General features: G+C 61.9%; 15 protein-coding genes, 4 tRNA genes and 1 pseudogene. 15 read left to right on the top strand and 5 right to left on the bottom strand.

The genetic code is table 11. From position 1 onward, the window contains the following. The first annotated feature begins 75 nt into the window (after positions 1-75). From ACVOL0_RS12970 to ACVOL0_RS12950, 5 genes are all read left to right on the top strand, one after another. Positions 76-348 carry an HU family DNA-binding protein gene (locus ACVOL0_RS12970; RefSeq protein WP_282270927.1) on the top strand — a complete coding sequence of 91 codons (273 nt, stop codon included), beginning with the start codon at positions 76-78 and terminating at the stop codon, positions 346-348. 12 nt (positions 349-360) lie between these two features. Continuing rightward, positions 361-435 (top strand) — tRNA-Val (locus tag ACVOL0_RS12965). Between the two features lie 31 nt (positions 436-466). Continuing rightward, positions 467-543 (top strand) — tRNA-Asp (locus ACVOL0_RS12960). 63 nt (positions 544-606) lie between these two features. Further along, positions 607-683 (top strand) — tRNA-Asp (locus ACVOL0_RS12955). A gap of 129 nt (positions 684-812) precedes the next feature. After that, positions 813-2774, top strand: a complete 1962-nt coding sequence (locus ACVOL0_RS12950) for a peptidyl-prolyl cis-trans isomerase (RefSeq protein ID WP_481549453.1) — start codon at positions 813-815, stop codon at positions 2772-2774. Between the two features lie 374 nt (positions 2775-3148). Here ACVOL0_RS12950 and ACVOL0_RS12945 read toward each other — a convergent pair whose 3' ends face one another. Both ACVOL0_RS12945 and gloB read right to left on the bottom strand, forming a co-directional pair. Beyond that, positions 3149-4366, bottom strand: a complete 1218-nt coding sequence (locus ACVOL0_RS12945; RefSeq protein ID WP_481549452.1) for a lytic transglycosylase domain-containing protein — start codon at positions 4364-4366, stop codon at positions 3149-3151. Then, on the bottom strand, positions 4363-5127 hold the full coding sequence (gloB, locus tag ACVOL0_RS12940; RefSeq protein ID WP_481549451.1) for a hydroxyacylglutathione hydrolase: 765 nt from the start codon (positions 5125-5127) through the stop codon (positions 4363-4365). Before gloB ends, ACVOL0_RS12945 begins: the two co-directional genes overlap by 4 nt. A 116-nt stretch (positions 5128-5243) precedes the next feature. Between gloB and ACVOL0_RS12935 the strand changes: the two genes are divergently transcribed. From ACVOL0_RS12935 to dnaQ, 3 genes are read left to right on the top strand one after another with little or no spacing between them, the layout of a single operon-like run. Further along, complete coding sequence (locus ACVOL0_RS12935; protein ID WP_481549450.1) at positions 5244-5792, top strand: class I SAM-dependent methyltransferase; 549 nt, start codon at positions 5244-5246, stop codon at positions 5790-5792. A gap of 15 nt (positions 5793-5807) precedes the next feature. After that, on the top strand, positions 5808-6260 hold the full coding sequence (gene rnhA / locus ACVOL0_RS12930; protein ID WP_282270937.1) for a ribonuclease HI: 453 nt from the start codon (positions 5808-5810) through the stop codon (positions 6258-6260). A gap of 8 nt (positions 6261-6268) precedes the next feature. Then, complete coding sequence (gene dnaQ, locus ACVOL0_RS12925; RefSeq protein WP_481549449.1) at positions 6269-6997, top strand: DNA polymerase III subunit epsilon; 729 nt, start codon at positions 6269-6271, stop codon at positions 6995-6997. A 37-nt stretch (positions 6998-7034) separates the two neighbouring features. Here dnaQ and ACVOL0_RS12920 read toward each other — a convergent pair whose 3' ends face one another. Further along, positions 7035-7739: a PP2C family protein-serine/threonine phosphatase gene (locus ACVOL0_RS12920; protein WP_481549448.1), complete on the bottom strand. Its 705-nt coding sequence runs from the start codon at positions 7737-7739 to the stop codon at positions 7035-7037. 203 nt (positions 7740-7942) lie between these two features. On the opposite strand from ACVOL0_RS12920, the gene ACVOL0_RS12915 reads away from it, so the two are divergent. From ACVOL0_RS12915 to mcrC, 5 genes are all read left to right on the top strand, one after another. Next, positions 7943-8033 (top strand) — tRNA-Ser (locus ACVOL0_RS12915). A gap of 309 nt (positions 8034-8342) precedes the next feature. Next, positions 8343-9499 (top strand): IS3 family transposase gene (locus ACVOL0_RS12910; protein WP_481507750.1). Its coding sequence is split into 2 segments (ribosomal slippage): positions 8343-8583 and positions 8583-9499, totalling 1158 coding nucleotides; the frame shifts between segments, so codons are not numbered across the junction. Between the two features lie 37 nt (positions 9500-9536). Beyond that, complete coding sequence (locus ACVOL0_RS12905; protein WP_481549447.1) at positions 9537-10769, top strand: type I restriction enzyme subunit R domain-containing protein; 1233 nt, start codon at positions 9537-9539, stop codon at positions 10767-10769. 12 nt (positions 10770-10781) lie between these two features. Then, a complete protein-coding gene (locus ACVOL0_RS12900; RefSeq protein WP_481549446.1) occupies positions 10782-13004 on the top strand; it encodes an McrB family protein in 2223 nt (740 codons plus the stop codon). After that, on the top strand, positions 13004-14158 hold the full coding sequence (gene mcrC, locus ACVOL0_RS12895) for a 5-methylcytosine-specific restriction endonuclease system specificity protein McrC (RefSeq protein ID WP_481507730.1): 1155 nt from the start codon (positions 13004-13006) through the stop codon (positions 14156-14158). The genes ACVOL0_RS12900 and mcrC overlap by 1 nt, the downstream gene beginning before the upstream one ends. 262 nt (positions 14159-14420) lie before the next feature. Here the strand turns inward: mcrC and ACVOL0_RS12890 are convergent, their stop codons facing one another. Together ACVOL0_RS12890 and ACVOL0_RS12885 are read right to left on the bottom strand one after the other, a co-directional pair. Then, positions 14421-16196, bottom strand: coding sequence for an oleate hydratase (locus ACVOL0_RS12890; RefSeq protein ID WP_004146476.1), 1776 nt, complete (start codon positions 16194-16196; stop codon positions 14421-14423). 293 nt (positions 16197-16489) lie between these two features. After that, a pseudogene (locus ACVOL0_RS12885) lies at positions 16490-17619 on the bottom strand (IS3 family transposase). A 286-nt stretch (positions 17620-17905) separates the two neighbouring features. On the opposite strand from ACVOL0_RS12885, the gene ACVOL0_RS12880 reads away from it, so the two are divergent. Then, entirely contained in the window at positions 17906-19144 is a 1239-nt protein-coding gene (locus ACVOL0_RS12880; protein ID WP_481507732.1) for an ISL3 family transposase, read from the top strand. A gap of 394 nt (positions 19145-19538) precedes the next feature. Next, positions 19539-20453 (top strand): hypothetical protein, encoded by a 915-nt coding sequence (locus ACVOL0_RS12875; protein ID WP_481507733.1) that lies wholly within the window; start codon positions 19539-19541, stop codon positions 20451-20453. The last annotated feature ends 627 nt before the right edge of the window (positions 20454-21080 follow it).

The following is a 21080-nucleotide window of genomic DNA, read 5'->3' as shown; positions in this document are numbered from 1 at the left end:
GGCAGTCGTGCGTCTTGGGGACGTACGGGTGCCACTCAATAATTCCGCGGATTACCGCAAAGGGAGTTTTACAGAATGAACAAGACCGAATTGATTGATGGCGTTGCCGGTGCTGCTGACCTGACCAAGGCTGAAGCTGGCCGTGCGGTTGATGCCGTCATCGCCGAGATCACCAAGGCCCTGAAGAAGGGTGATGCCGTGACTCTGGTGGGCTTCGGTACGTTCCAGGTTCGTGAGCGCGCTGCGCGCACCGGCCGTAACCCGAAGACCGGCGAAGAGATCAAAATCGCTGCTGCAAAAAATCCTGCCTTCAAGGCTGGTAAAGCTCTGAAAGACGCTGTAAACTAAGCGGCTCAGCTGGGGTGCTTAGCTCAGCGGTAGAGCGTCTCCCTTACACGGAGAGGGTCGGGGGTTCGAAACCCTCAGCACCCACCAAGTTAAGCATTGCAGTACAGTTTGAAAGTGTGGAGCGGTAGTTCAGTTGGTTAGAATGCTGGCCTGTCACGCCGGAGGTCGCGGGTTCGAGTCCCGTCCGCTCCGCCATTTAATCAAGTCGCTCTTCGGAGTGCGCGCCCCCGGGCAACCGGTGGTGGTCGAGTCAAATGTGGAGCGGTAGTTCAGTTGGTTAGAATGCTGGCCTGTCACGCCGGAGGTCGCGGGTTCGAGTCCCGTCCGCTCCGCCAGATGTCTCAAAGCCCTCGGCGCAAGCCGGGGGCTTTTTTTTTTGGCCCGCTATTGGCAGCGGCCGAGTTGGGCGCGGGGCAGGAAGCGGGTTAAACTGCCCGGCTCGCCACTCAGGCCTCGATTTGCCCATGCTGCAGAAACTTCGCGACAAGACCTCAGGCTGGATCGTTACGGTGATCATGGGCCTGTTGATGATTCCGTTCCTGTTTGTGATCGACAACAGCTACCTCGGTGGCGTCGGCGCACAGAACGTTGCCAAAGTGTCGGCCCCGCCGTCGTGGTGGACCTCGGCGCCGTCGTGGTGGCCGATGTCCTTCCTGTGGAACCACCACGAAGTCAGCGTCGAGGACTTCCGTGCCCGTTTTGAACAGGCACGCATGCAGGCGCGTGAGCAGCAGGGCGACAACTTCGACCCGCGCGAGTTCGAAACCGCCGAGAACAAGCGCCTCGTGCTCGATCAGCTGATCGACGAGCAGGTGGTGCGCCTGGCTGCCGAAGACGCGCATATCGTCATCGGTGACAAGGCTGTGCGTGACTACATCGCTGCGATCCCGGCGTTCCAGAAGGACGGCAAGTTCGACCCGGACCAGTACCGCCTGGCGCTGGCGCAGAGCATGCCGCCGCGTACGCCGGCCATGTTCGAGCAGCTGGTACGTTCCAGCCTGCAGCAGTCGATCATTCCTTCCGCACTGGCCCAATCGGGCTTCACCACCAAGGGCGAAAGCGAGCGTCTGCTCAAGCTGCTGGGCGAAACCCGTGATGTGGAATTCGCACTGTTGCCGGTCGTTGCCGCGGATACCGCCGCAGTCACCGATGCCGAGATCGACCAGTGGTACAAGGCGCATCCGAAGGATTTCCGTCAGGCGGAAAGCGTCACCATCGAATACGTCGAGCTCAACGCTGCCAGCATGCCGGCAGCGACTGCTGCCAATGAGGCTACGCTGCGTCAGCGCTATGAAGATGAGAAGGCGCGTTTTGTCAGCGCCGACCAGCGTCTGGCTTCGCACATCCTGATTGCCAAGGGCAGCGATGAAAAGGCAGCCGAGGCCAAGGCCGCCAAACTGGCAGCCGAAGCCAAGCAGCCGGGCGCCGATTTCGCCGCACTGGCCAAGGCCAACTCGGAAGATCCGGGCTCCAAGGATTCCGGTGGCGACCTGGGCTGGGTTGAGAAGGGCGTGATGGTCAAGCCGTTCGAAGACGCGCTGTTCGCCATGAAGGCCGGTGACGTGGTTGGCCCGGTCAAGACCGAGTTCGGCTACCACGTGCTGAAGCTGCGCGAGATCAAGGGTGGCGAAGGCCGTCCGTTCGAGGAAGTGCGTGATCAGCTGGCTGCCGAGCAGCTGCAGGCTGATACCGAGAAGGCATTCAACGACCTGAGTGGTCGCCTGGTCGACCTGGTTTACAAGAACCCGACCGAGCTGGCTGGCGCAGCCAAGGAAGTTGGCTTGCCGGTGCAGACCCTGGGTCCGTTCAACCGTGCCACCGCCAGCGGTATCGCCGCCAATCCGGCCGTGCTGAAGGCTGTGTTCTCCGATACCTTGAAGGAAGACGGTACGGTCAGCGATCCGATCGAGCTGGCTCCGAACCACACGGTCATGGTCCGCGTCACCGCCCACACCCCGGAGCAGGCGATTCCGCTGGCGCAGGCGCGTGAACAGGTGATCGCTGCAGTGCGTTTGCACCGTGCCGAAGAGGCCTCGAAGAAGGCGGCTGACGCACTGCTGGCCAAGTTGAACGCCGGCCAGACGCTGCAGGCATTGGCTGGCAGCGAGCAGCTGCAGTTGCTGCCGATGCCGGGCCTGCCGCGCACCGCACCGATGCCGACTGCTGAAGCCAACCGCGCTGCGTTCACCGCTGCGGCTCCGGTCGGCGACAAGCCTAGTTATGGCAAGGTTGAGATGGAGCCGGGCCGCTATGCCGTGTTCGCGGTCACCAAGGTGACCCCGGGCAACCCGGCCGAAGTGCCGGAAGCGCAGCAGGCCATGCTCAAGGACCAGCTGAGCCAGATCGACGGTGCCGCTGCAGCCAAGGCCTATGTCGATGGCATGCGCAAGCGCTACAAGGTGCAGGTGCAGGAATCCCAGCTCTAAGCACCTGAGCAGCAACAAACAAAAGCCCGGCGAAAGCCGGGCTTTTGTTATGCAGTGCCGAGCCATGCTCGGCAGGGGCATTCCCAATACAGCCAGCAGCGCCCGGTAGTGCCGAGCCATGCTCGGCAAGGGCATTGCCGGCAATCTCCAGCTTTTGTAGGAGCGGCATAAGCCGCGAAGCCGACAGCAATGGAATCGCCGCCATCCGCGCAATCGGAAGGACCACCCAGTTTCGCGGCTTATGCCGCTCCCACAAATGTGTAGGTCAGCGGCAAAGCCCCTGCCGAGCATGGCTCGGCACTACACCTACGCCAAACGCAGAAGCCCGGCCATTGGCCGGGCTTCTGTTTTCGTTCCCACTTGGCAGCTAGGGCTCAGCGCACTTCGTCGTAACGCAGCACCATGCCCGGCTTCAGTACTGCGCTGGCGTCCAGGTTGTTGGACGACAGCAGGGTCTTCACCGAAATGCCGTAGCGGCGGGCGATGGTCCAGGCCGATTCGCCGCTGCGTACGGTGTGGCGGCTGCCAGTGCTGGCCGAGGCGACCGCGCGCGCGGGAGCAGCAGGACGGCGGCTGGCGACGGACGGCGCTGCGGCAGGCGCTGCATCGCGGGTGGCCACCAGTAGGCTGCCGCTGTTGTCGCTCTCGACGCTGCCCATGGCTGCAGCCGGTGCCAGCACCCGGGTGCCGGAACGCGAACTGGTCAAGGCGGGGTTGAGGCGGGCGATACGTGCCGGGTCCAGCGCGTTCTGCGCCGACCAGGCCGCCAAGGTGGTGTTGGCTGGCAGGGTGTGGCCCTTCAGGATCGGCACCTGCCGGTCCAGTGCCGCCATCAGGTCGGGTTCGTTCTCGGCCTGTTCCAGCACGCAGGCCAGTGCGTGCAGCTTTTCAACATAGGCGTAGGTGACCGGCGACAACCCCGGCAACTCGGAAGCCGTGGCGTTCTGCGCGTTCATGCCGCCACGACGCAGTGATTGCAGGATGCGGTATTCGCCAGCGTTGTAGGCCATCGTTGCCAGCTGCCAATCACCAGCGAACATGCCATGCAGCGTCTTCAGGTAACGCACCGCGGCGCGGGTGGAATCGACAGCGGAGAGGCGGCCGTCATAGCCGCTTTCCATCGGCACGCGGTGGTTGCGGGCGGTGGTGGCGATGAACTGCCACAGCCCGGCCGGGCCGCTGGCATTGCGGGCACCAGGGCGGTAGCCGCTTTCAACGAAGGGGATCAGTGCGAATTCGGTCGGCAGGCCGGCGTTGCGCAGCTCGTCGACGACGTAGCCGAACAGTGGCAGCGCATCGTCCTCGACATTGCCCAGTCGCGACGGAGCATGCGAGAACTGCTTGCGCCAGCGTGCGCTGGTGGCGTCGGCGTCACATTGTGGTGCGGCCAGGCCCTCACGGAAGTTGGCGAAAATCTCGCGTCCGTTGCGGGTGGTCGGGGCCGGCAGTGAGGCCGGGTCCAACGGTAATGCGGTCAGTGCGGCGACGTTCTGGGTCATGCCGGCGCTGATCGGGAGGCCCTGCGCGGCCAGCTTGCCGCTGCCCGTGCCCAACAACACCCCCAGCGCCAACGGCAGACTGAGCCGCCTCATGCGCGAAAACCGTCTTTCCACCGCCGCAATTCGGCGAAGACTTCCACCTGGTCGGTGGGGGCGCGACCAAGCCGCGCCGCGATCGCTGCAACGATGGCGGTATCGGCAGTCCGTAGAAACGGATTGCATTCCAGTTCGCTCGCCAGGATGGCGGGAACGGTAGGACGGGAACTGCTGCGCATGTCCGAGGCTTCCTGTTGGCGGCGCTGCAATGCCGCGTTGGTGGGGTCGACATGCCGCGCAAACACGGCATTGGCCAGCGTGTATTCGTGCCCGCAGCAGACCCGTGTCTGTGGGGGCAGGGCGGCCATTCGCCGGAGCGAGGCCAACATCTGGGCCGGCGTACCTTCGAACATGCGTCCACAGCCCAAGCTGAACAACATGTCGCCACTGAACAAATGGTCGTGGCCGTAGTAGGCAATATGGCTTCGGGTGTGACCGGGAACTTCCATCACACTGAAGTCGAAGCCGGACAATTCTACCCGGTCTCCTTCGCTGACTCGTTCACATTCCAATGCGATGCGTTCATCTACCGGCGCGATGACCCGCAAGCGCGGCCAGCGCTCACGCAACTCCGCCACCCCGCCGATATGGTCGTCGTGGTGGTGGGTGAGCAGGACACCTGCAGGCTGCATGCCTTGCGCAGCGGCTTCGAAAACCGGGCTGGCCTGGCCGGGGTCGACGAAAATCGTGCGGTCATCGGGCGTTTGCAGCGCCCAGATGTAGTTGTCCTGGAATGCGGGCAGGGCGATCAGTCGCATAGAATTGGAAAATGCCTGCCGCCCCGTCCCCCCGTCAAGCTGCAGTCTCGCCCTGGTTTGAGAAAGCCGGGGCGCAGGCGATGCGCGAATGGGAGCAGCGGCTGCTGTCTGAACAAATGCGCGGATTTCCCTCGCCGCCATGGCTGTGGCTGGCGCCCAACGCCTGCTGGCAGCCCGATTTCCCTCCGCAGGGCCGTGGCTTGCGCCTGCACCGTGACCCGCAGGCGCCTGGCTGGGCTGGCGATCTGCGCTGCAGCCTGCCGTTGCCGCTGCCCAGCGAGTCGATCAAGGCCATCGTCATCGAGCACCCGGCGGCCGAGGAACTGGAGCCCTTGCTGTCCGAGTGCGCGCGGGTGCTGATGCCCGGCGGGCGGGTCTGGGTGACAGTGCTCAACCGCTGCAGTCCCTACCGGGCGCACTGGCAGTGGCAGGGCGCGCGGCCACCCTCGGTGACGCGCTGCAGGACACTATTGCAGCGGCAAGGCATACGATGTCGCTCGCTGCGGCACTATGGCCCGCTGTGGACGCAGTCGGGCAACACCCCGGGCACGGCATTGCCGGCCCTGCGCGCCTTGTGCGTGCTGGAAGCTGAAAAACGCACCGAGGCTTACATCGGCCCGATCAAGGCCAGTCGCGTCAGTTGGCGTGGCCCGGTGGCGACCTGAATTCAACGGAACACTATGAAGTCAATTGAAGTACATACCGATGGCGCCTGCCTCGGCAATCCAGGCCCCGGCGGATGGGGCGCGTTGTTGCGTTACAAGGGCCATGAGCGCGAGCTGGCCGGTGGCGAAGCCCACACCACCAACAACCGGATGGAGTTGATGGCTGCGATCATGGGCCTGGAAACGCTCAGCGAGCCCTGCAACATCACCTTGTTCACCGATTCGCAGTACGTGCGCCAGGGCATCACCGAGTGGATGCCGGGCTGGGTGCGGCGCAACTGGAAGACCGCTGGCGGCGACCCGGTCAAGAACCGTGACCTGTGGGAGCGCCTGCACGAGGCCACGCAGCGCCATCAGATCGACTGGCGCTGGGTCAAAGGCCATTCCGGTGATCCGGACAACGAACGCGTGGACCAACTGGCCCGCGATGCTGCAATCCGCGTGCGCGCTGGCGCCGCGAGCAACTGAGGTAGCCGATGCGCCAGATCGTCCTTGATACCGAAACCACCGGCCTGGAATGGAAGAAGGGCAACCGCGTGGTCGAAATCGGCTGCGTGGAGCTGCTTGAGCGGCGGCCCAGTGGCAACAATTTCCACCGTTACCTGAAGCCGGATTGCGATTTTGAATCCGGCGCGGCGGAAGTCACCGGCCTGAGCCTGGACTTCCTCGCCGACAAGCCGCGCTTCGAAGAAGTGGTGGATGAGTTCCTGGCCTATGTGGATGGCGCCGAGCTGATCATCCACAACGCTTCGTTCGACATGGGCTTCCTCGAAAACGAGATGAGCCTGGCCGGCAAGGGCCGCCTGGCCAACCGGGTGACGGTGACCGATACCCTGGCGATGGCGCGCGAGCGCTATCCGGGTCAGCGCAACTCGCTGGATGCACTGTGCCGGCGGCTGGGCGTGGACAACGCCCACCGCACGCTGCATGGCGGCCTGCTCGATGCGCAGATCCTTGCCGACGTCTATATCGCGCTGACTTCGGGCCAGGAAGAGATCGGTTTTGGTCAGCCCGAAGCCGAATCGACCAGTGCCAGCGGTGTTGTGCAGGCGTTCGATGTGTCGGCGCTGTTGCCGCGTCCCCGTGTACTGGTGACCGCTTCCGAGCAGGAAGCGCACGAAGCGCGCCTGGCCAGGCTGCGCAAGAAGGCCGGCCATGCGTGGTGGGACGGCGAGCCGGCGCCCGCGCCGAGCGAGCCGGCCTGAGTCGCGCCGATCGTTGAATGAATGGAATTACGCTGCCTTAGTGGCAGCGGACGAGGACGACGGTGACATTGTCCGAGCCGCCGCCATCCAGTGCGGCGGCGACCAGCGCATCCACGCATTCCTGCGCGCTGCAGTCGCCGTGGGCCAGTGCCTCGGTGAGGCCGGCATCGTCGACTTCCTCGGTAAGTCCGTCACTGCACAGCAGCAGCTGCATGCCCGGACGCAGTTCGCCGGTCATGGTGGCGACGTTGAGGTGGGCCGGATCAGTCACGCCCAATGCCTGGGTGACCACATTGCGGTGCGGATGCGCGCGCGCCTGCTCGGCGGTGAGCGTGCCCTGTGCGATCAGCTCCTGCACATAACTGTGGTCCTGGCTGAGCTGGCCGAGCTTGCCGTCGCGCCACAGATAGGCGCGGCTGTCGCCAATCCAGGCCACCTCGAACCGATTGCCCTGCACGCGTGCGGCGACCACCGTGGTACCCATCGGCAGGCTGTCGTTGCGGCGGCGTGAGGTGCGGATGATTTCCTCATCGGCGGTGCGGATGGCCTGCACCAGCGAAGCGCCGTTGCGCACCTCGCGGACGATGGTTTCGCGCGCCAGGGCGCTGGCTACCTCGCCGCAGGCATGCCCGCCCATGCCGTCGGCCACCAGCCACAAGCCAAGCTCGCCGTCACCGTAGTAGGTGTCTTCATTGAGCTGGCGGCGCAGGCCGACGTGACTGAGGTGTCCGAATTCGATCATGAGTGCCCGAGCGGGCGGTGTTTCAATTGTGAAGGTCACTGCATCATCGCGTTCATGGAGGTGTACGGCAAGCGCCTGCAGACACTCGTTTGGCTGGCGGAATGCAGCGCCTGGATGGCCAATAGTGCTTTTTTGTTAAAAACCGCTTGTCCGCGCAGCCGTTGCCCCTTATTATTCGCAGCCCGGTTCGCCGGGGACCATCTGGAGAGGTGGCAGAGCGGTTGAATGTACCTGACTCGAAATCAGGCAGGCGTTTATAGCGCCTCGGGGGTTCGAATCCCCCCCTCTCCGCCAGATACTTGAACTAAGCCCTTGATATTCAAGGGCTTTTTTCATTTATGGCCTGGCTGGTATGCCATCTGGTATGCCATGAGGAGCTGGCTGCTGCTGGATCACTCTGGACGTCTGCACGCCTGCAATTAGCGCAGATATGCCTTGCTGAAAGGGGCGTTTGCATGCCATCGATCGCTAGACTGGGCAGTTCACGACGCTGTGCGCCTTGCGACTGGCTCCGCTGGTCTTTACTCGTCCTGGCGAGCTGGGGTTCACCCCCGATTTCACGGACACTTACAAGAAGGCCGATACAGGCCATGAGGAGTGTTCATGTCAAAGCGTCGTAAGTTCAGTGCCGAGTTCAAGCGTGGCGCGGTGGAGCAAGCCAGTCGGCCCGGTGTCAGCTGCGCCCAGGTGGCCCGTGAGCTGGGCATCCGCGACAGTCTGCTGACCCGCTGGAAGCGGGAGGCGGAGACGGTGGGGAAAGCCGCCTTTGCGGGTACCGGGAGCCCGCGTGACGAGGAGGTTGCCCGGCTCAAGCGCGAGTTGGCCAGGATCACCAAGGAGCGGGATTTTTTGCGCGAAGCGGCGACGTTCTTTGCCAAGGCATCATCCTGAGGTATCAGGTGATCGAACGTTGCCGCGATGAGTTTCCGATTCGCCTGATGTGCCGCTGCCTGCGGGTATCGACCAGTGGCTACTACGACTGGAGCAAGCGACTGCCCAGTGCCCGCCAGCACGACAACGAGCGCTTGCTGAGCCGTATCCATGCGCTGCACCAGGACAGCCGGGGCACGCTGGGGGCCGGCCGCATGCAGGAGGATCTGGTCGAGGAAGGGTTGTTAGCCAGCCGGAACCGGGTTGCCCGGCTGATGGCGTTGGCAGGCCTTCAAGGCTGGCCACGCCCGAAACGGCGTGGCCAGCGCGCTCAGCCGGCACTGACGCCGCCGGGCGTGCGCAACCTGCTGGAGCGTGATTTCAGCGCCCTGGAGCCGGAAACCAAGTGGGTGACCGACATCACCGAGATCAAGACCCAGCAGGCCAAGCTGTATCTGTGCGTCGTGCTGGACCTGTTTGATCAGCGCATTGTGGGTTGGTCCATGCACCACCGGCAGGACCGGCAGATGGTGATCAGGGCCGTGCAGATGGCGGTTTGGCAGCGTCAGGAGCAGCATCCGCTGATCCTGCATTCCGATCGCGGCAGCCAATTTCGTAGCGGTGATTGCCAGGATTACCTGGCCGCCAATGGCCTGCTCTGCTCGATGAGTGCGGTGGGGCATTGTGGCGACAATGCCGCCTGCGAGGGGTTCTTTGGTCTGCTCAAACGCGAGCGGATCTATCGCACAAAGTATCCCACACTCGATGCCGCCCGGTCCGATGTGTTCGAATACATCGAGCGCCGCCACAACCCCAGGATGCGACGGCGCCGGGTCAAGCAGGACCAGAAGTTTTCAGCCCTTTCCAAACAGTCCGTGATTTCGGGGTAGAACCCAGCTGCTGCCGCCCGAGGCTACGGACATCGTCATGTCGGTGCAGGCGGCGGACAAGAAGGAACATCCAGAGTACGCGCCCTACGACCGAAGCCGCGACGAAGAAGAGCGACTGCTGGATCGGTTCCGCGACCCGGCCGACCCACTGAAGCTGATCATTGTCACGGCCAAACTGCTGACGGGCTTCGACGCGCCCATCCTGCAGGCCATGTACCTGGACAAGCCGCTGCGCGACCACACGCTGCTCCAGGCCATCTGCCGAGTGAACCGCACCTACTCCGAACAGAAGACCCACGGACTGATCGTCGACTACCTCGGCATCTTCGATGATGTGGCAGCAGCGCTGGAATTTGACGACCAGAGCGTCAAGCAGGTGGTCAGCAATATCCAGGAGCTGAAGGACAAGCTGCCTGACGCGATGCAGAAGTGCCTGGCGTTCTTTGCTGGCTGCGACCGCAGCGTGCAGGGCTATGAGGGCCTGATCGCCGCGCAGCAGTGCCTGCCCAACAATGAGGTGCGAGACAACTTCGCTGCTGAGTACAGCGTGCTCAACAAGATCTGGGAGGCGCTGTCACCGGACACCGTTCTGGGCCCCTTCGAGAAGGACTACAAGTGGTTGTCGCAGGTGTACCAGTCGGTGCAGCCGTCCAGTGGCCACGGCAAGCTGATCTGGCACTCCCTGGGCGCCAAGACCATCGAGCTGATCCACCAGAATGTGCATGTCGACGCGGTGCGGGATGACCTCGACACCTTGGTGCTGGACGCCGATCTGCTGGAGGCAGTGCTTTCGAACCCAGACCCTAAAAAGGCCAAGGAGATCGAGATCAAGCTCAAGCGCCGGCTGCGCGGGCATGGCGGCAACCCCAAGTTCAAGAAGCTGTCGGAGCGGCTCGATGCGCTGAAGGACCGCTTCGAATCCGGGCAGATCAACAGCGTCGAGTTTCTGAAGCAGTTGCTGGAGATCGCCAAGGAGACGCTGCAAGCCGAGAAGGAGGTCCCGCCCGAAGAGGACGAGGATCGTGGCAAGGCTGCCCTGACCGAGCTGTTCAACGAGGTCAAGACGGCCGAGACACCCATCATGGTCGAACGCGTGGTCGCCGACATCGACGAGATCGTGCGACTGGTCCGCTTCCCGGGCTGGCAAGGGACTCAGGCCGGTGAGCGTGAGGTCAAGAAGGCACTGCGCAAGGCCCTCTTCAAATACAAGCTGCATGCTGATGAAGAGCTGTTCGAGAAGGCCTACAGCTATATCCGGCAGTATTACTAAAGGGGGCGGGGGATGACCACTCAGACGATAGATAGTGCACCGCAGGCGACCTGGTTCGTCGGCGCGAGCTATGGCGGTACAGATGATCAGATGCCGCGATTTCTTGCAGAAGGAATTTGGGAGAACGGCTACGACGACAAGCTCCTCGATGTTGTGCGATCCATGCGCCCGGGAGAGCGGATCGCCATCAAGTCGTCTTACACGCGAAAGCACGGTCTGCCTTTCGATAGCCGAGGCCGAGCGGTTTCGGTTATGGGTATCAAGGCGGTCGGCACGATCACCGAAAACCTGAACGACGGGAAACGGGTGAAGGTGGACTGGGCCAAGGTCGAGCCGGTACGGGAGTGGTACTTCTACACTCACCGAGCAACGATTTGGCGCGTGCTTCCTGGCGAATGGATGAACGATGCGCTCATTGCCTTTGCGTTTGACGGCAAGCCGCAGGATGTAGATCGCTTTCGCAACGAGCCCTTTTGGCGGGAGCGTTACGGCACGACTTCGCCAGAAAAGCAACGCTTCGAATGGACGGACTTCTACGAGGCAGTGGCCGAAAAGCTGCTGGCCCACGCAGACGATCGAACTCCGCTCATCGAGGGCATCCACGAGATCGCGTCGCGTGTGCCGGGTCTGACCTACCTCCAGGATAAGTTTCCCGATGGAACCTGTGGTCCGCTGCGGGACATTTGCCCATTCACAACGATGGGCACCTTTAATCGGTCCATGACCGTTGGCAACCGTAAGACCATCGCGGGCGAACTTGCCAAGTTGCTGGGTGTGACGGTGCCGGTCCCACCTTCATTCGAAGGCATTCCCGTTCTCAACAACCAACGTTCCTGGTTTTTCGCCTATGCCGACAAGCGTGGTGCAGACGACATCGACGCGCTATGGAAGGTATTCGTTGCCGCGAGCAAGATGGTCGATGGCGATCAGTTGGACACCCGAGATGCCTTCATCGGGGCTTATGACGAGGCAACCCAAGTATGGGGTGTCGCATGGAACCTTTCGACAGGTCTCTACTGGGCGCATCCGTGGGAGTTCCTGACCCTGGATAGCCAGTCGCGCCACTACATCAACAAGCGGCTAGGCCTGAATGTCGTCATCAATGGCCAGCAAGGTCCCTGTGATGGACGCGAGTATTTGAAACTGCTGGACGATCTGCGGTCGCGCTTTGGCGAAGACGGCTATCCGGTCCACAGTTTCCCAGACCTGTCGCTTGCGTCCTGGATGTACAAAGACCCGGTTGACGAGCCTGTGCCGACTGGCGATATCGGTACCAATGCCGGAGCAGAACAGGAAACTGAAGGTGAAGTTCGCGAAGCCTTTCAGGTGGCAGCGCCAATCGTTCCCTACTCGGTGGAGGACATCCTCAAGGACGGCTGTTTCCTGGAGCGGGCCGAGATTGACCGCTTGCTCGATCGTCTGCGCACGAAAAAGAACCTCATCCTTCAGGGGCCTCCGGGCACGGGCAAGACCTGGCTAGCCAAACGGCTCGCGTTCGCGCTCATGGGCCGGAAGGACGACAGCAAGGTCCGTGCAGTGCAGTTCCACCCAAACCTGTCCTACGAGGACTTTGTTCGAGGGTGGCGCCCCACTGGCGAAGGCAAGTTGTCGCTGGCGGACGGTCTCTTCATGGAGGTCATCAAGGCTGCATCGAAGGACCCTTCATCGAAGTTTTTCGTGGTAATCGAGGAGATCAACCGCGGAAACCCGGCGCAGATCTTCGGCGAGTTGCTGACTTTGCTTGAGGCCGGCAAGCGGACACCCAACGAAGCATTGGAACTCTGCTATCCGGATGCGGACGGCAAACGACGTCCCGTCCATATTCCCGAAAATCTCTATGTAGTCGGCACCATGAATATCGCCGACCGATCACTTGCACTGGTCGATCTGGCATTGCGTCGCCGCTTTGCTTTCGTTGGGCTGGAGCCAAGACTGGGCTCGGTTTGGCGGGATTGGGTGGTCACGGAGTGTGCTGTCGATCCAGGCTTGGTCGCGGATATCGAACGCCGTATCGCCGAGCTGAACGACCAGATCGCGGCGGATGCGCGCCTTGGCAAGCAATTTCGGATCGGTCACAGCTATGTGACACCCGCACATCGACTGGAGGCGGGAGACACAAAGAAATGGTTCCAGCAGGTAGTGGAGACGGAGATCGGTCCGTTGCTGGATGAATACTGGTTCGACGCGCCTGACGAAACACAAAAGGCGCTTGCACAGCTAACGCAGGGCTGGTGATGACCGCCGTCGCTGAACAGATGGAGAGTGCGTCCATGAGCGCTGAGGGGTTCATCGGACGCATTCCGGTGCGCAACCTCTGGCTGCTGATGCTCTACGCCTCTGACCTGTTCCGCACTCGCGGCATCGGCGAGATCGGCTTGGAAGATAGCCCGGACGATCTACCGGACCTGGTTGCGGAGATCCTTGCCCGCGCGGTTGAGGTCCGACAGCGTCGCCGCTTGAGTCTTGGATATCGATCTCACGACGCAGTAATCAACCGCGTGCGTGGCCGGATCGACGTCTTGACCACCGAACGCCATCAGTTGATGGATAGAGGCCTGGTGGCGTGCCGCCTCGACGAACTCACCATCGACACCCCTCGCAATCGTTTCGTCCGAGCAGCTTTGGAATCCATCTCCAGGATCGTTCAGAGGAAGGACGTTGCCCATCGGTGCCGCGCACTTGCGGGTGGCATGAAGGCAATGGGTGTATCGGGCGACGCTCCGACCCGCGCCCAAATGAGCACCGATCGTTTTGGCCGTAACGATGCGGACGACCGCTTCATGGTGGCGGCCGCAAAGCTGGCGTTCGAATTATTGCTACCTACGGAGGCGACGGGTGCGAATGTGCTCTCTCTGCCGGACAGAGAGGCGCTGTGGGTACGCCGCTTGTTCGAGCGGGCGCTGGGCGGCTTCTACGAAGTCGTATTGAGTCCGCAGGGCTGGCGGGTGCTCTGCGGCGGGGCGATGCGCTGGCAGATCGAGCAGAAGACGGCGGGGATCGACAAGATCCTGCCGACGATGCGAACTGATATCGTGCTCGACCACCCGTCAACCGAGCAGCGGATCGTCATCGATACCAAGTTCACCTCGATTGTGACGAGTGGCTGGTACCGTGAGGAAACCCTGCGCAGTGGATACGTGTACCAGATCTACGCCTATCTGCGCTCCCAGGTTGGGTGCGGCGATGCACTTGCAGATCACGCGAGCGGATTATTGTTGCATCCCGCGATCGGCCAGATGGTCGACGAGACAGTGCTGATCCAGGGGCACGCCATTCGATTTGCCACTGTGGATTTGGCGGCAACACCGGCAGACATCCGAGCGCAATTGCTTCGAATCTGCACACCAGACTCTGCGGTGGGAGCAGGGCGTGAGGGTATCGGAAGATGAGGGGAGTTTTTACCGGTTTTACTCGATGATGGTGGAGGGGGTTCACCCCCGTTTTCACGAACCCCCGCAAGGCCACGAGTACCAATTCAACCTCGACAGCGACGAAGGCCGGCAGACGCTGGCAGCAATGCTGGCCTTACTGCAGGCCCACGTGCCGTCGCCACTGGCCTCGCCCACGGGGGCATCAAGCAGCGGGTAGCCATCGCCTCGCCCACCCGCCTGCATGAGGGTGCGCCGGCCTGGACCCCGGACGCCGCCACACTCAGACCAGCTTCGCCTCCCGCAGGAGATCCTCCAGATAGGTGCCCCGGGTCTTGGCGATGGCCGCACTGCTGGCGATGCGCGCAAGCCAAGGCAGCTTCACCTCGTCCAGCGGCTTGCGATCGTTGAGGTAGTACAGCGCGCTGAGCAGCACGCGCACGTCGAACATCGACGCAAAGACCTCGGGCACGCCGCGATCCACCCCCAGCAACGTGTACACAGCTTCCATCGCCGTACGCACCGAGTATTCGGTGGTGAACACCGTGTCGTGCTCGGTCTCGGCGAAATTGCCGATGAACGCCAGGTTCTGCGAGCCCTCCGGCACCACCAGCGGCCGGTCGCCGGCCGCGCGCGGCATGAAATAGGACGTGATGTAGGGCATGTTGCACGGCACGGTGCTGGCCGCGTTGTGCGCCAGCTCATCGATCTGGTCCACCGGCACGCCGATGTGGTACAGCCATTCGGCACACAGCTCCGCGCCGGTGCACTCGCGGATCGTCTTCGGCACGTAGTCGCCGGGCTTGTCGGAAAACAGCCCATACAGCCAGACCACCAGTTCCTTCTGCGGATCCTGTTCGGCGAAGTGGGGCTGCCGGCTCATGCTGAAACCGTACAGCCAGCTTGAATCCTGGATGCTGCAGGGGCCACCGGTGACGATCACGCCCGATCGCGGGTCGCGGCCCGTGATCCGTTCGAGATACGGCACGATGCGATCGTCGGTCAGCGTGACCGTCGCGGAGACCGTCCAGTTCGCCTCCGGAATGTTCTCGCAGAACTTCTCCGGACGGCCGAAGGCGGGGTCACGCTCGGCCATTCGCTTCCACAGCGACCATGCGCCGCCGCGGTCGGTCACGATGGACGCCGGCGTATCGTTGTCACCGAACGTGGAGCTTTCGGTGATCGAACCGTTGGTCACCAGCACCAGGTCCTTCGGACCCACGGCGATCTTCTCGGCGACGCCGTCGCTGGTGAGCCGGATCGCGGTCGCGAACTTGCCATTGCCGCTCGCGGTGACCAGCACGTCGTCGACCTGCGTGTTGTAGCGGAAGGTGACGCCCTGTCCTTCCAGATAGGCCACCAGCGGACGGATCAGCGACTCGTACTGGTTGTAGTGGGTGAAGCGCAGCGAAGTCAGGTCCGACAGGGTCGAAATGTGATGGACGAAACGCAGGATGTAGCGCCGCATCTCCACCGCGCTGGCCCATGGCTCGAACGCGAACATGGTGGCCCAGTACAGCCAGAAGTTCGAAGCGAAGAATTCCTCGCCGAACACTTCGTCGATGCGCTTGTCGTCCAGCTCGCTTTCGCGGGTCAGCGCCAGCGCGATCAGTTCCTCCACCGCTCCTGGAGTGAGCGTGAGGTCGGGCATCCGTTCGATCGGCTCGCCGCGGTTGTGGATCGCGCGGCAGGGGTTGCGGGACGGGTCGGTCTTGTGCAGCCAGTACATCTCGTCGAGTACCGAGGCATCGGGCGTATCGAGCGAGGGGATCGAGCGGAACAGGTCCCACAGTGTCTCGAAGTGCGCTTCCATCTCGCGACCGCCGCGGATGATGAATCCCTTGTGCCGGTCGAGGATGCCGTCCATGCTGCCGCCGGGCAGCGCAAGCTCCTCGAAGATCGTGATCGCACTGCCGGGCATCCGCGCGTCGCGGATCAGGAACACCGCACCCGCCAGCGAGGCCAGGCCGGAACCGACGAAGTAGGCACGGCGGCCCTCCACGCCTTCGGGCTTGGGGGGGCGCGAGAACGCCTCGAAGTTTCCACTGCTCCTGTACATGTCGATCTCCATGGTTGAGGGGTCGATCGCGGCCCCAGCCAGCGATCAGGGAGAACATTCGCAAAGCATCTGATAAGAATGGATGAAGAATCGAACCGACAGACGCGCCGCGCGAATGACGGGTTCGCAGTGCAGGGGCGATCGTGGTGGCGAGGGGGCAGTCGTGGCCGCCGCCCTGTCGCCCGGCAACGGGGCACACCGCGGGTTCCCGGCCGGCAGCGATCCGGTCATACAGAGCTGGCCCCGTCTGTTTGAACAGCCAAGCCGTATCCGATAAGTGGATCGCCTGCCGGTCAAGCTGCCTTCGGCAAAGGCAGCGGTTGGTTGAAGTAGACCTGATCTGGCGTGAGTCGATCAAGCGCGGTGTGCGGCCTTCGCTGGTTGTAGAAGGTCAGGTAGCGGGACAGCGAAGCCTTGGCGTGGCTGACGCTGTCGTAGGCACGCAGGTAGACCTCTTCGTATTTGACCGATTTCCACAGCCGCCCGATGAACACGTTGTCGCGCCAGCATCCCTTGCCATCCATGCTGATGGCGATACCGTGCTGTTTGATCAATCCGGTAAAGGCCTGACTGGTGAACTGGCTGCCCTGGTCGGTGTTGAGGATCTCCGGCGCGCCATGGCGGGCAATGGCCTCCTCCACGGCCTCGATGCAGAAGTCGGCGTCCATGGTGATCGACACCCGCTACGCCAGCACCCGGCGGCTGTGCCAGTCGATCACGGCGGACAGGTAGACGAAGCCACGAGCCATCGGGATGTAGGTGATATCCATCGCCCAGACCTGGTTGGGCCGGTCGATCTTCAGGCTCCGCAGCAGGTACAGATAGATCGTATGCCCCGGATGCCTGCGGCTGGTGTTGGGCTTGCGGTACAGCGCCTCGATGCCCATCCGCCGCATCAGCGTGGCCACGTGCTTGCGGCCCACGGTGAAGCCTTCCTGGTTCAGCAGGTCGCGCAGCATCCGGCTGCCGGCGAACGGAAGCTCCAGATGCAGTTCGTCGATCCGGCGCATCAGCGCCAGATCCTGCGCCGGGACGGGGCGTGGCAGGTAGTACACGCTGCCGCGGCTGATGCCCAGAGCCTGGGCCTGCCGGGTCACCGGCAGAGCATGGATGCGGTCGATCATCGCTTTGCGCTCAGCAAACCCGCTTTGGTGAGCGCGCCTTCTAAAAAATCGTTCTCCAGCGTCAACTCCCCGATCTTGGCGTGCAGGGCCTTCACGTCCACTGGCGGCGGGCCCGGCTCGGCGCCACCAAACGCATCGGCTGCGTTCTCGAGCAGCTGGCTGCGCCACTGCGTGATCTGCTTGGGATGGAGGTCGAACTGCTGGGCAAGTTCGGCCAGCGTCTTGTCTCCCTTGATGGCGGCCAAGGCCACTTTGGCCTTGAAGGCCAGCGAGTGGTTGCGGCGAGGTCGTCTTGCCATGGTTCTGCTCCTTGCGCGGCGATCATCATCGCCTCAGTGAGCAGGAAATCCACCTATCGAGCTGTTCAGATTTCCGGGGCCAGCTCTAAATGTACCTGCCCCCTCTTTCCTCGTGACCCTTTCTCCTCCCGCCCCCTTTTCCGCATACCTATGCCGCTAAAGTGGGGAATCGGCTAGATTGCAAGCGCTGGCAATGACGCCGGCTCGAGAGAAGGAAATTTGGATCAGTCGCGTTCCGTGTGGAATCGCTCTTGCCTGAGCCCGACGTGGGCGGCACGCTTCCCGGATGGAAGCTCTCTTCACACAAGCATTGGGTCTGAGTCCGCCATGGGCGGTGGTTTCGGTGGATTTCCGGCAGTCTGAGGGTGCCATCCACTTTGTTGCGGTGGAGTGCCAGGCCAAGCGGCTGGCGTGTCCGGCGTGCGGTGCAGCCGACCAGCCGATCCACGACCGGATCAAGCGACGCTGGCAACACCTGCACTTCTTCCAGTTCCGGGCGTTCATCCATGCCCCTCTGCCCCGGGTGGCCTGTGCGGCATGTGGCAAGACCGGTCAGGTCCAGCCGCCATGGGCGCGGCCCGGGTCCGGCTTCTCGTTGGTGATCGAAGCATTCGTGATCGCGCTGTGCCAAGCGATGCCGGTGGCGCACGTGGCCCGACTGGTGGGGGTGTCGGACGATCGGGTCTGGCGGCTGTTGCGGCATCACATCGACCAGGCGCGTGCGCGGGAGGACTATAGCACGGTCAAGCGGGTGGGCGTGGACGAGACCAGCAGCCGGCGCGGCCAGCGCTATATCACCTTGTTCCACGATGCCGATGCGGCCCGATTGCTGTTTGCCACGTCCGGCCGCAACGCGGCGACCTTCAGCGAGTTCATCGCCGACCTGCAGGCCCATGGCGGTGATGCCGGAGCGATCAGCGACCTGAGCATGGACATGTCCAGGGCGTTCCAGGCTGGCGCCGCCCGGCACTGCCCGCAGGCGCGAGTGACGTTCGATCCCTTCCACGTGGTGGCGCTGGCGGGCCGGGCGCTGGACCAGGTGCGGCGGGCGGAGGTAAAGGCCGAGCCTGACCTCAAGGGCAGCCGCTGGGCGCTGCTCAAGGACTCCGAGCGCTGGAGCTACAAGCAACTGTGCACCATGCACTGGCTGCAGCGCAGCGGCCTGAAGACGGCGCGCGCCTGGCACTTAAAACAGGCACTGCGACGCCTGTACGCAGCGGGGCTGTCGCCGGAAGAAGCCGACCACCAGCTGGACCGTTGGATCAGCTGGGCACGCCGCAGCCGCCTGCCGCCGTTCAAGCGTCTTGGCGCGACCCTGCGCGAGCACAAGGCCGGGATCATCGAGCACTTCCGGAGTGGCCTCACCAACGCCAGCGTGGAGACGATGAACGCCCAGATCCAGGCGGCCAAGGCGCGGGCGAAGGGCTATGCCACCCACGAGAACCTGATCGCGATCGCCTACCTGTTGTGCGCCAAGCTCAAGCACTTGCCGCGCAATCCATGGTTGGCGCCGGCGGCGGCATGATCAGGTCAGTTCCACAGGGATCGCGACAGAGCCCTCAAATAGGAATGGCGCGAGAGGAAACCGAGTCAAGTTTCAAAAAGCATGGGCATGTGATAGCCCCGTCAGTTATTGATAAACGTGCTGTATCGAGCTGCGATGCAGTCCAGCGAAGTACCCGGCTGGAGTTGTCGCAAACAAACAGCTGCGGCTGATCAACGCCATTGACGAGTTGCTTCATGCTCAGCCCAAACCGAATGGCGCAGAGATATTGTCAGTGGCGTAGAGGGGCACACAGTCTCGGTCGTAGAGTGCCGTCAATATAACGGAGGCCATTCGGGTGCCCGCAATATCCTGTACGATTCACGCGCTTGACAATTGAGCTGGCGATGGATTGAAACGCACGGAAAATATGATCATGAATGCTCCCATTCGAATCGATGCCCTAACGCTTCAGACGTTCATTGAACGAGCCGACCTCCTGCATGCAGCGGCGACATCTCCAGCAGATTGTGGGCGGGTCGATGTACGGCAAGAGTTAGATGCCTTGCGTATAAGGCTGACGGCGCAGCGCGACGAATACCTCCAGCCGTGGTTCGTCCTGCTCGACGAGAGTATTCAGTTTTTTATCCAGTTCGAGCGGTATTTGTACGAAGTTCCACTTGACAGCAACCTGATGGGATACGCAGTAACAGTGTCAAGAATAAAACGAGACATTATTTCTATCCGAGAGCTGCTTGCGATTGGTCAGGATATCGCAGCAAACGTCCTTGCTCGTACCTTCGTAGAAAACATGGAGATCGCGATGGCCCTGGCGTTGAATGCGGAAACCTGTAAAGCCTTCGCTGAAACGGACGATACGAACGCTTTCTGGAATAAGTACATTGGATACGGTCGTGTGTATGAGCAGCTACTCCAGTACGCTGGTGCGTGCGACGTTGACCAGGTGCATGCAACTAAACTAGTAGAACGGCATCGGGAAGCAAAAAAACGCTTCTCGGAGAGTACGCATGGAGGGCGGAATTCCTCCTTGTTTGGAGCCTTCAGTCCTTCGCTAACCAACTCAGATGAGGTACATTTTCTGTCGCTAGGTGCACACACTTGGCAGACGCAGTTCTTGGCGCTTTTCGTAGCGCAGGAAACACAAGCCTTTGCGGGATCTATGGTCAAAGGAATGATGCGACCCAACCCCCTCCATCTTTACAAGGCCTTCAGGACCACCGGACGCTTTATGAACGCTGCCGCTTCGGCCCATGTCCTACAAGAACTGGTCGGGCGCTACGAGGAGTCTCTCCATCTACGCATGCGATACCCTGATGGGCAGGCTTGCTAGTCCAGAATAGGGTATGGGATGTTGGTGGGGGATTAACCCAATAGCAGGTGTCCGTTTTTGAGGTTTTTAAACGCGTGTCGTAAGAGATTCATAAAAAGGATCTATCGGTGAGAGGATCACAGAAAGGGACCTGTCGGCAAGGGGGCAGCTCGATTTAAAAATATCTCAGAACCTTAATACTCCAATGAAGCAGGAATTCCTTGCTTCGCGTGGCTTTTTTGCGCTTGCGCTACTGTATTGGGTGGTAGATATGAAAGATAAATCTGAGTTTCTATACTGCGTCTTCATCGTTGCTGCGGCTATTTTATCGGCCGTAGCTCGATGTTCATTCACTCGGCCTGACCAGCTTGGTCGGGATTCTTACGATTAAATCAATAATCCAATATTGACCACAAGGCCCGGCATTGTCCGGGCCTTGTGCGTTATGCGGCTTATAAAGGGAGATTAAAATGCATCACGTCGAAACGATGGCCTATACAGGGCAGGTGCCTTGGCACGGTATTGGGAGCCAGTTAGGGAAGGTCTGATCAAAGCGCTCTGATACTTGGATTTCAGCGTCAAGGCGCCAAGTCGACCTCGATATGATCGATTTTGCGCCGTTTCTGACGCTTTTCGACGGGTTTCCCC

The sequence above is a fragment of the Stenotrophomonas sp. STEN021 genome, from assembly GCF_056760175.1.
This window is presented reverse-complemented; position numbering and strand designations above follow the sequence as displayed.

Excerpts from the sequence above, each read along its gene's own strand:
- gloB (WP_481549451.1), bottom strand. The coding sequence starts at position 5,127 with ATGCGACTGATCGCCCTGCCCGCATTCCAGGACAACTACATCTGGGCG.
- ACVOL0_RS12970 (WP_282270927.1), top strand. The coding sequence starts at position 76 with ATGAACAAGACCGAATTGATTGATGGCGTTGCCGGTGCTGCTGACCTG.
- ACVOL0_RS12935 (WP_481549450.1), top strand. The coding sequence starts at position 5,244 with ATGCGCGGATTTCCCTCGCCGCCATGGCTGTGGCTGGCGCCCAACGCC.
- ACVOL0_RS12900 (WP_481549446.1), top strand. The coding sequence starts at position 10,782 with ATGACCACTCAGACGATAGATAGTGCACCGCAGGCGACCTGGTTCGTC.
- ACVOL0_RS12875 (WP_481507733.1), top strand. The coding sequence starts at position 19,539 with ATGAATGCTCCCATTCGAATCGATGCCCTAACGCTTCAGACGTTCATT.
- dnaQ (WP_481549449.1), top strand. The coding sequence starts at position 6,269 with ATGCGCCAGATCGTCCTTGATACCGAAACCACCGGCCTGGAATGGAAG.
- ACVOL0_RS12920 (WP_481549448.1), bottom strand. The coding sequence starts at position 7,739 with ATGATCGAATTCGGACACCTCAGTCACGTCGGCCTGCGCCGCCAGCTC.
- ACVOL0_RS12880 (WP_481507732.1), top strand. The coding sequence starts at position 17,906 with ATGGAAGCTCTCTTCACACAAGCATTGGGTCTGAGTCCGCCATGGGCG.
- rnhA (WP_282270937.1), top strand. The coding sequence starts at position 5,808 with ATGAAGTCAATTGAAGTACATACCGATGGCGCCTGCCTCGGCAATCCA.
- ACVOL0_RS12945 (WP_481549452.1), bottom strand. The coding sequence starts at position 4,366 with ATGAGGCGGCTCAGTCTGCCGTTGGCGCTGGGGGTGTTGTTGGGCACG.
- ACVOL0_RS12905 (WP_481549447.1), top strand. The coding sequence starts at position 9,537 with ATGTCGGTGCAGGCGGCGGACAAGAAGGAACATCCAGAGTACGCGCCC.
- ACVOL0_RS12890 (WP_004146476.1), bottom strand. The coding sequence starts at position 16,196 with ATGTACAGGAGCAGTGGAAACTTCGAGGCGTTCTCGCGCCCCCCCAAG.
- mcrC (WP_481507730.1), top strand. The coding sequence starts at position 13,004 with ATGACCGCCGTCGCTGAACAGATGGAGAGTGCGTCCATGAGCGCTGAG.
- ACVOL0_RS12950 (WP_481549453.1), top strand. The coding sequence starts at position 813 with ATGCTGCAGAAACTTCGCGACAAGACCTCAGGCTGGATCGTTACGGTG.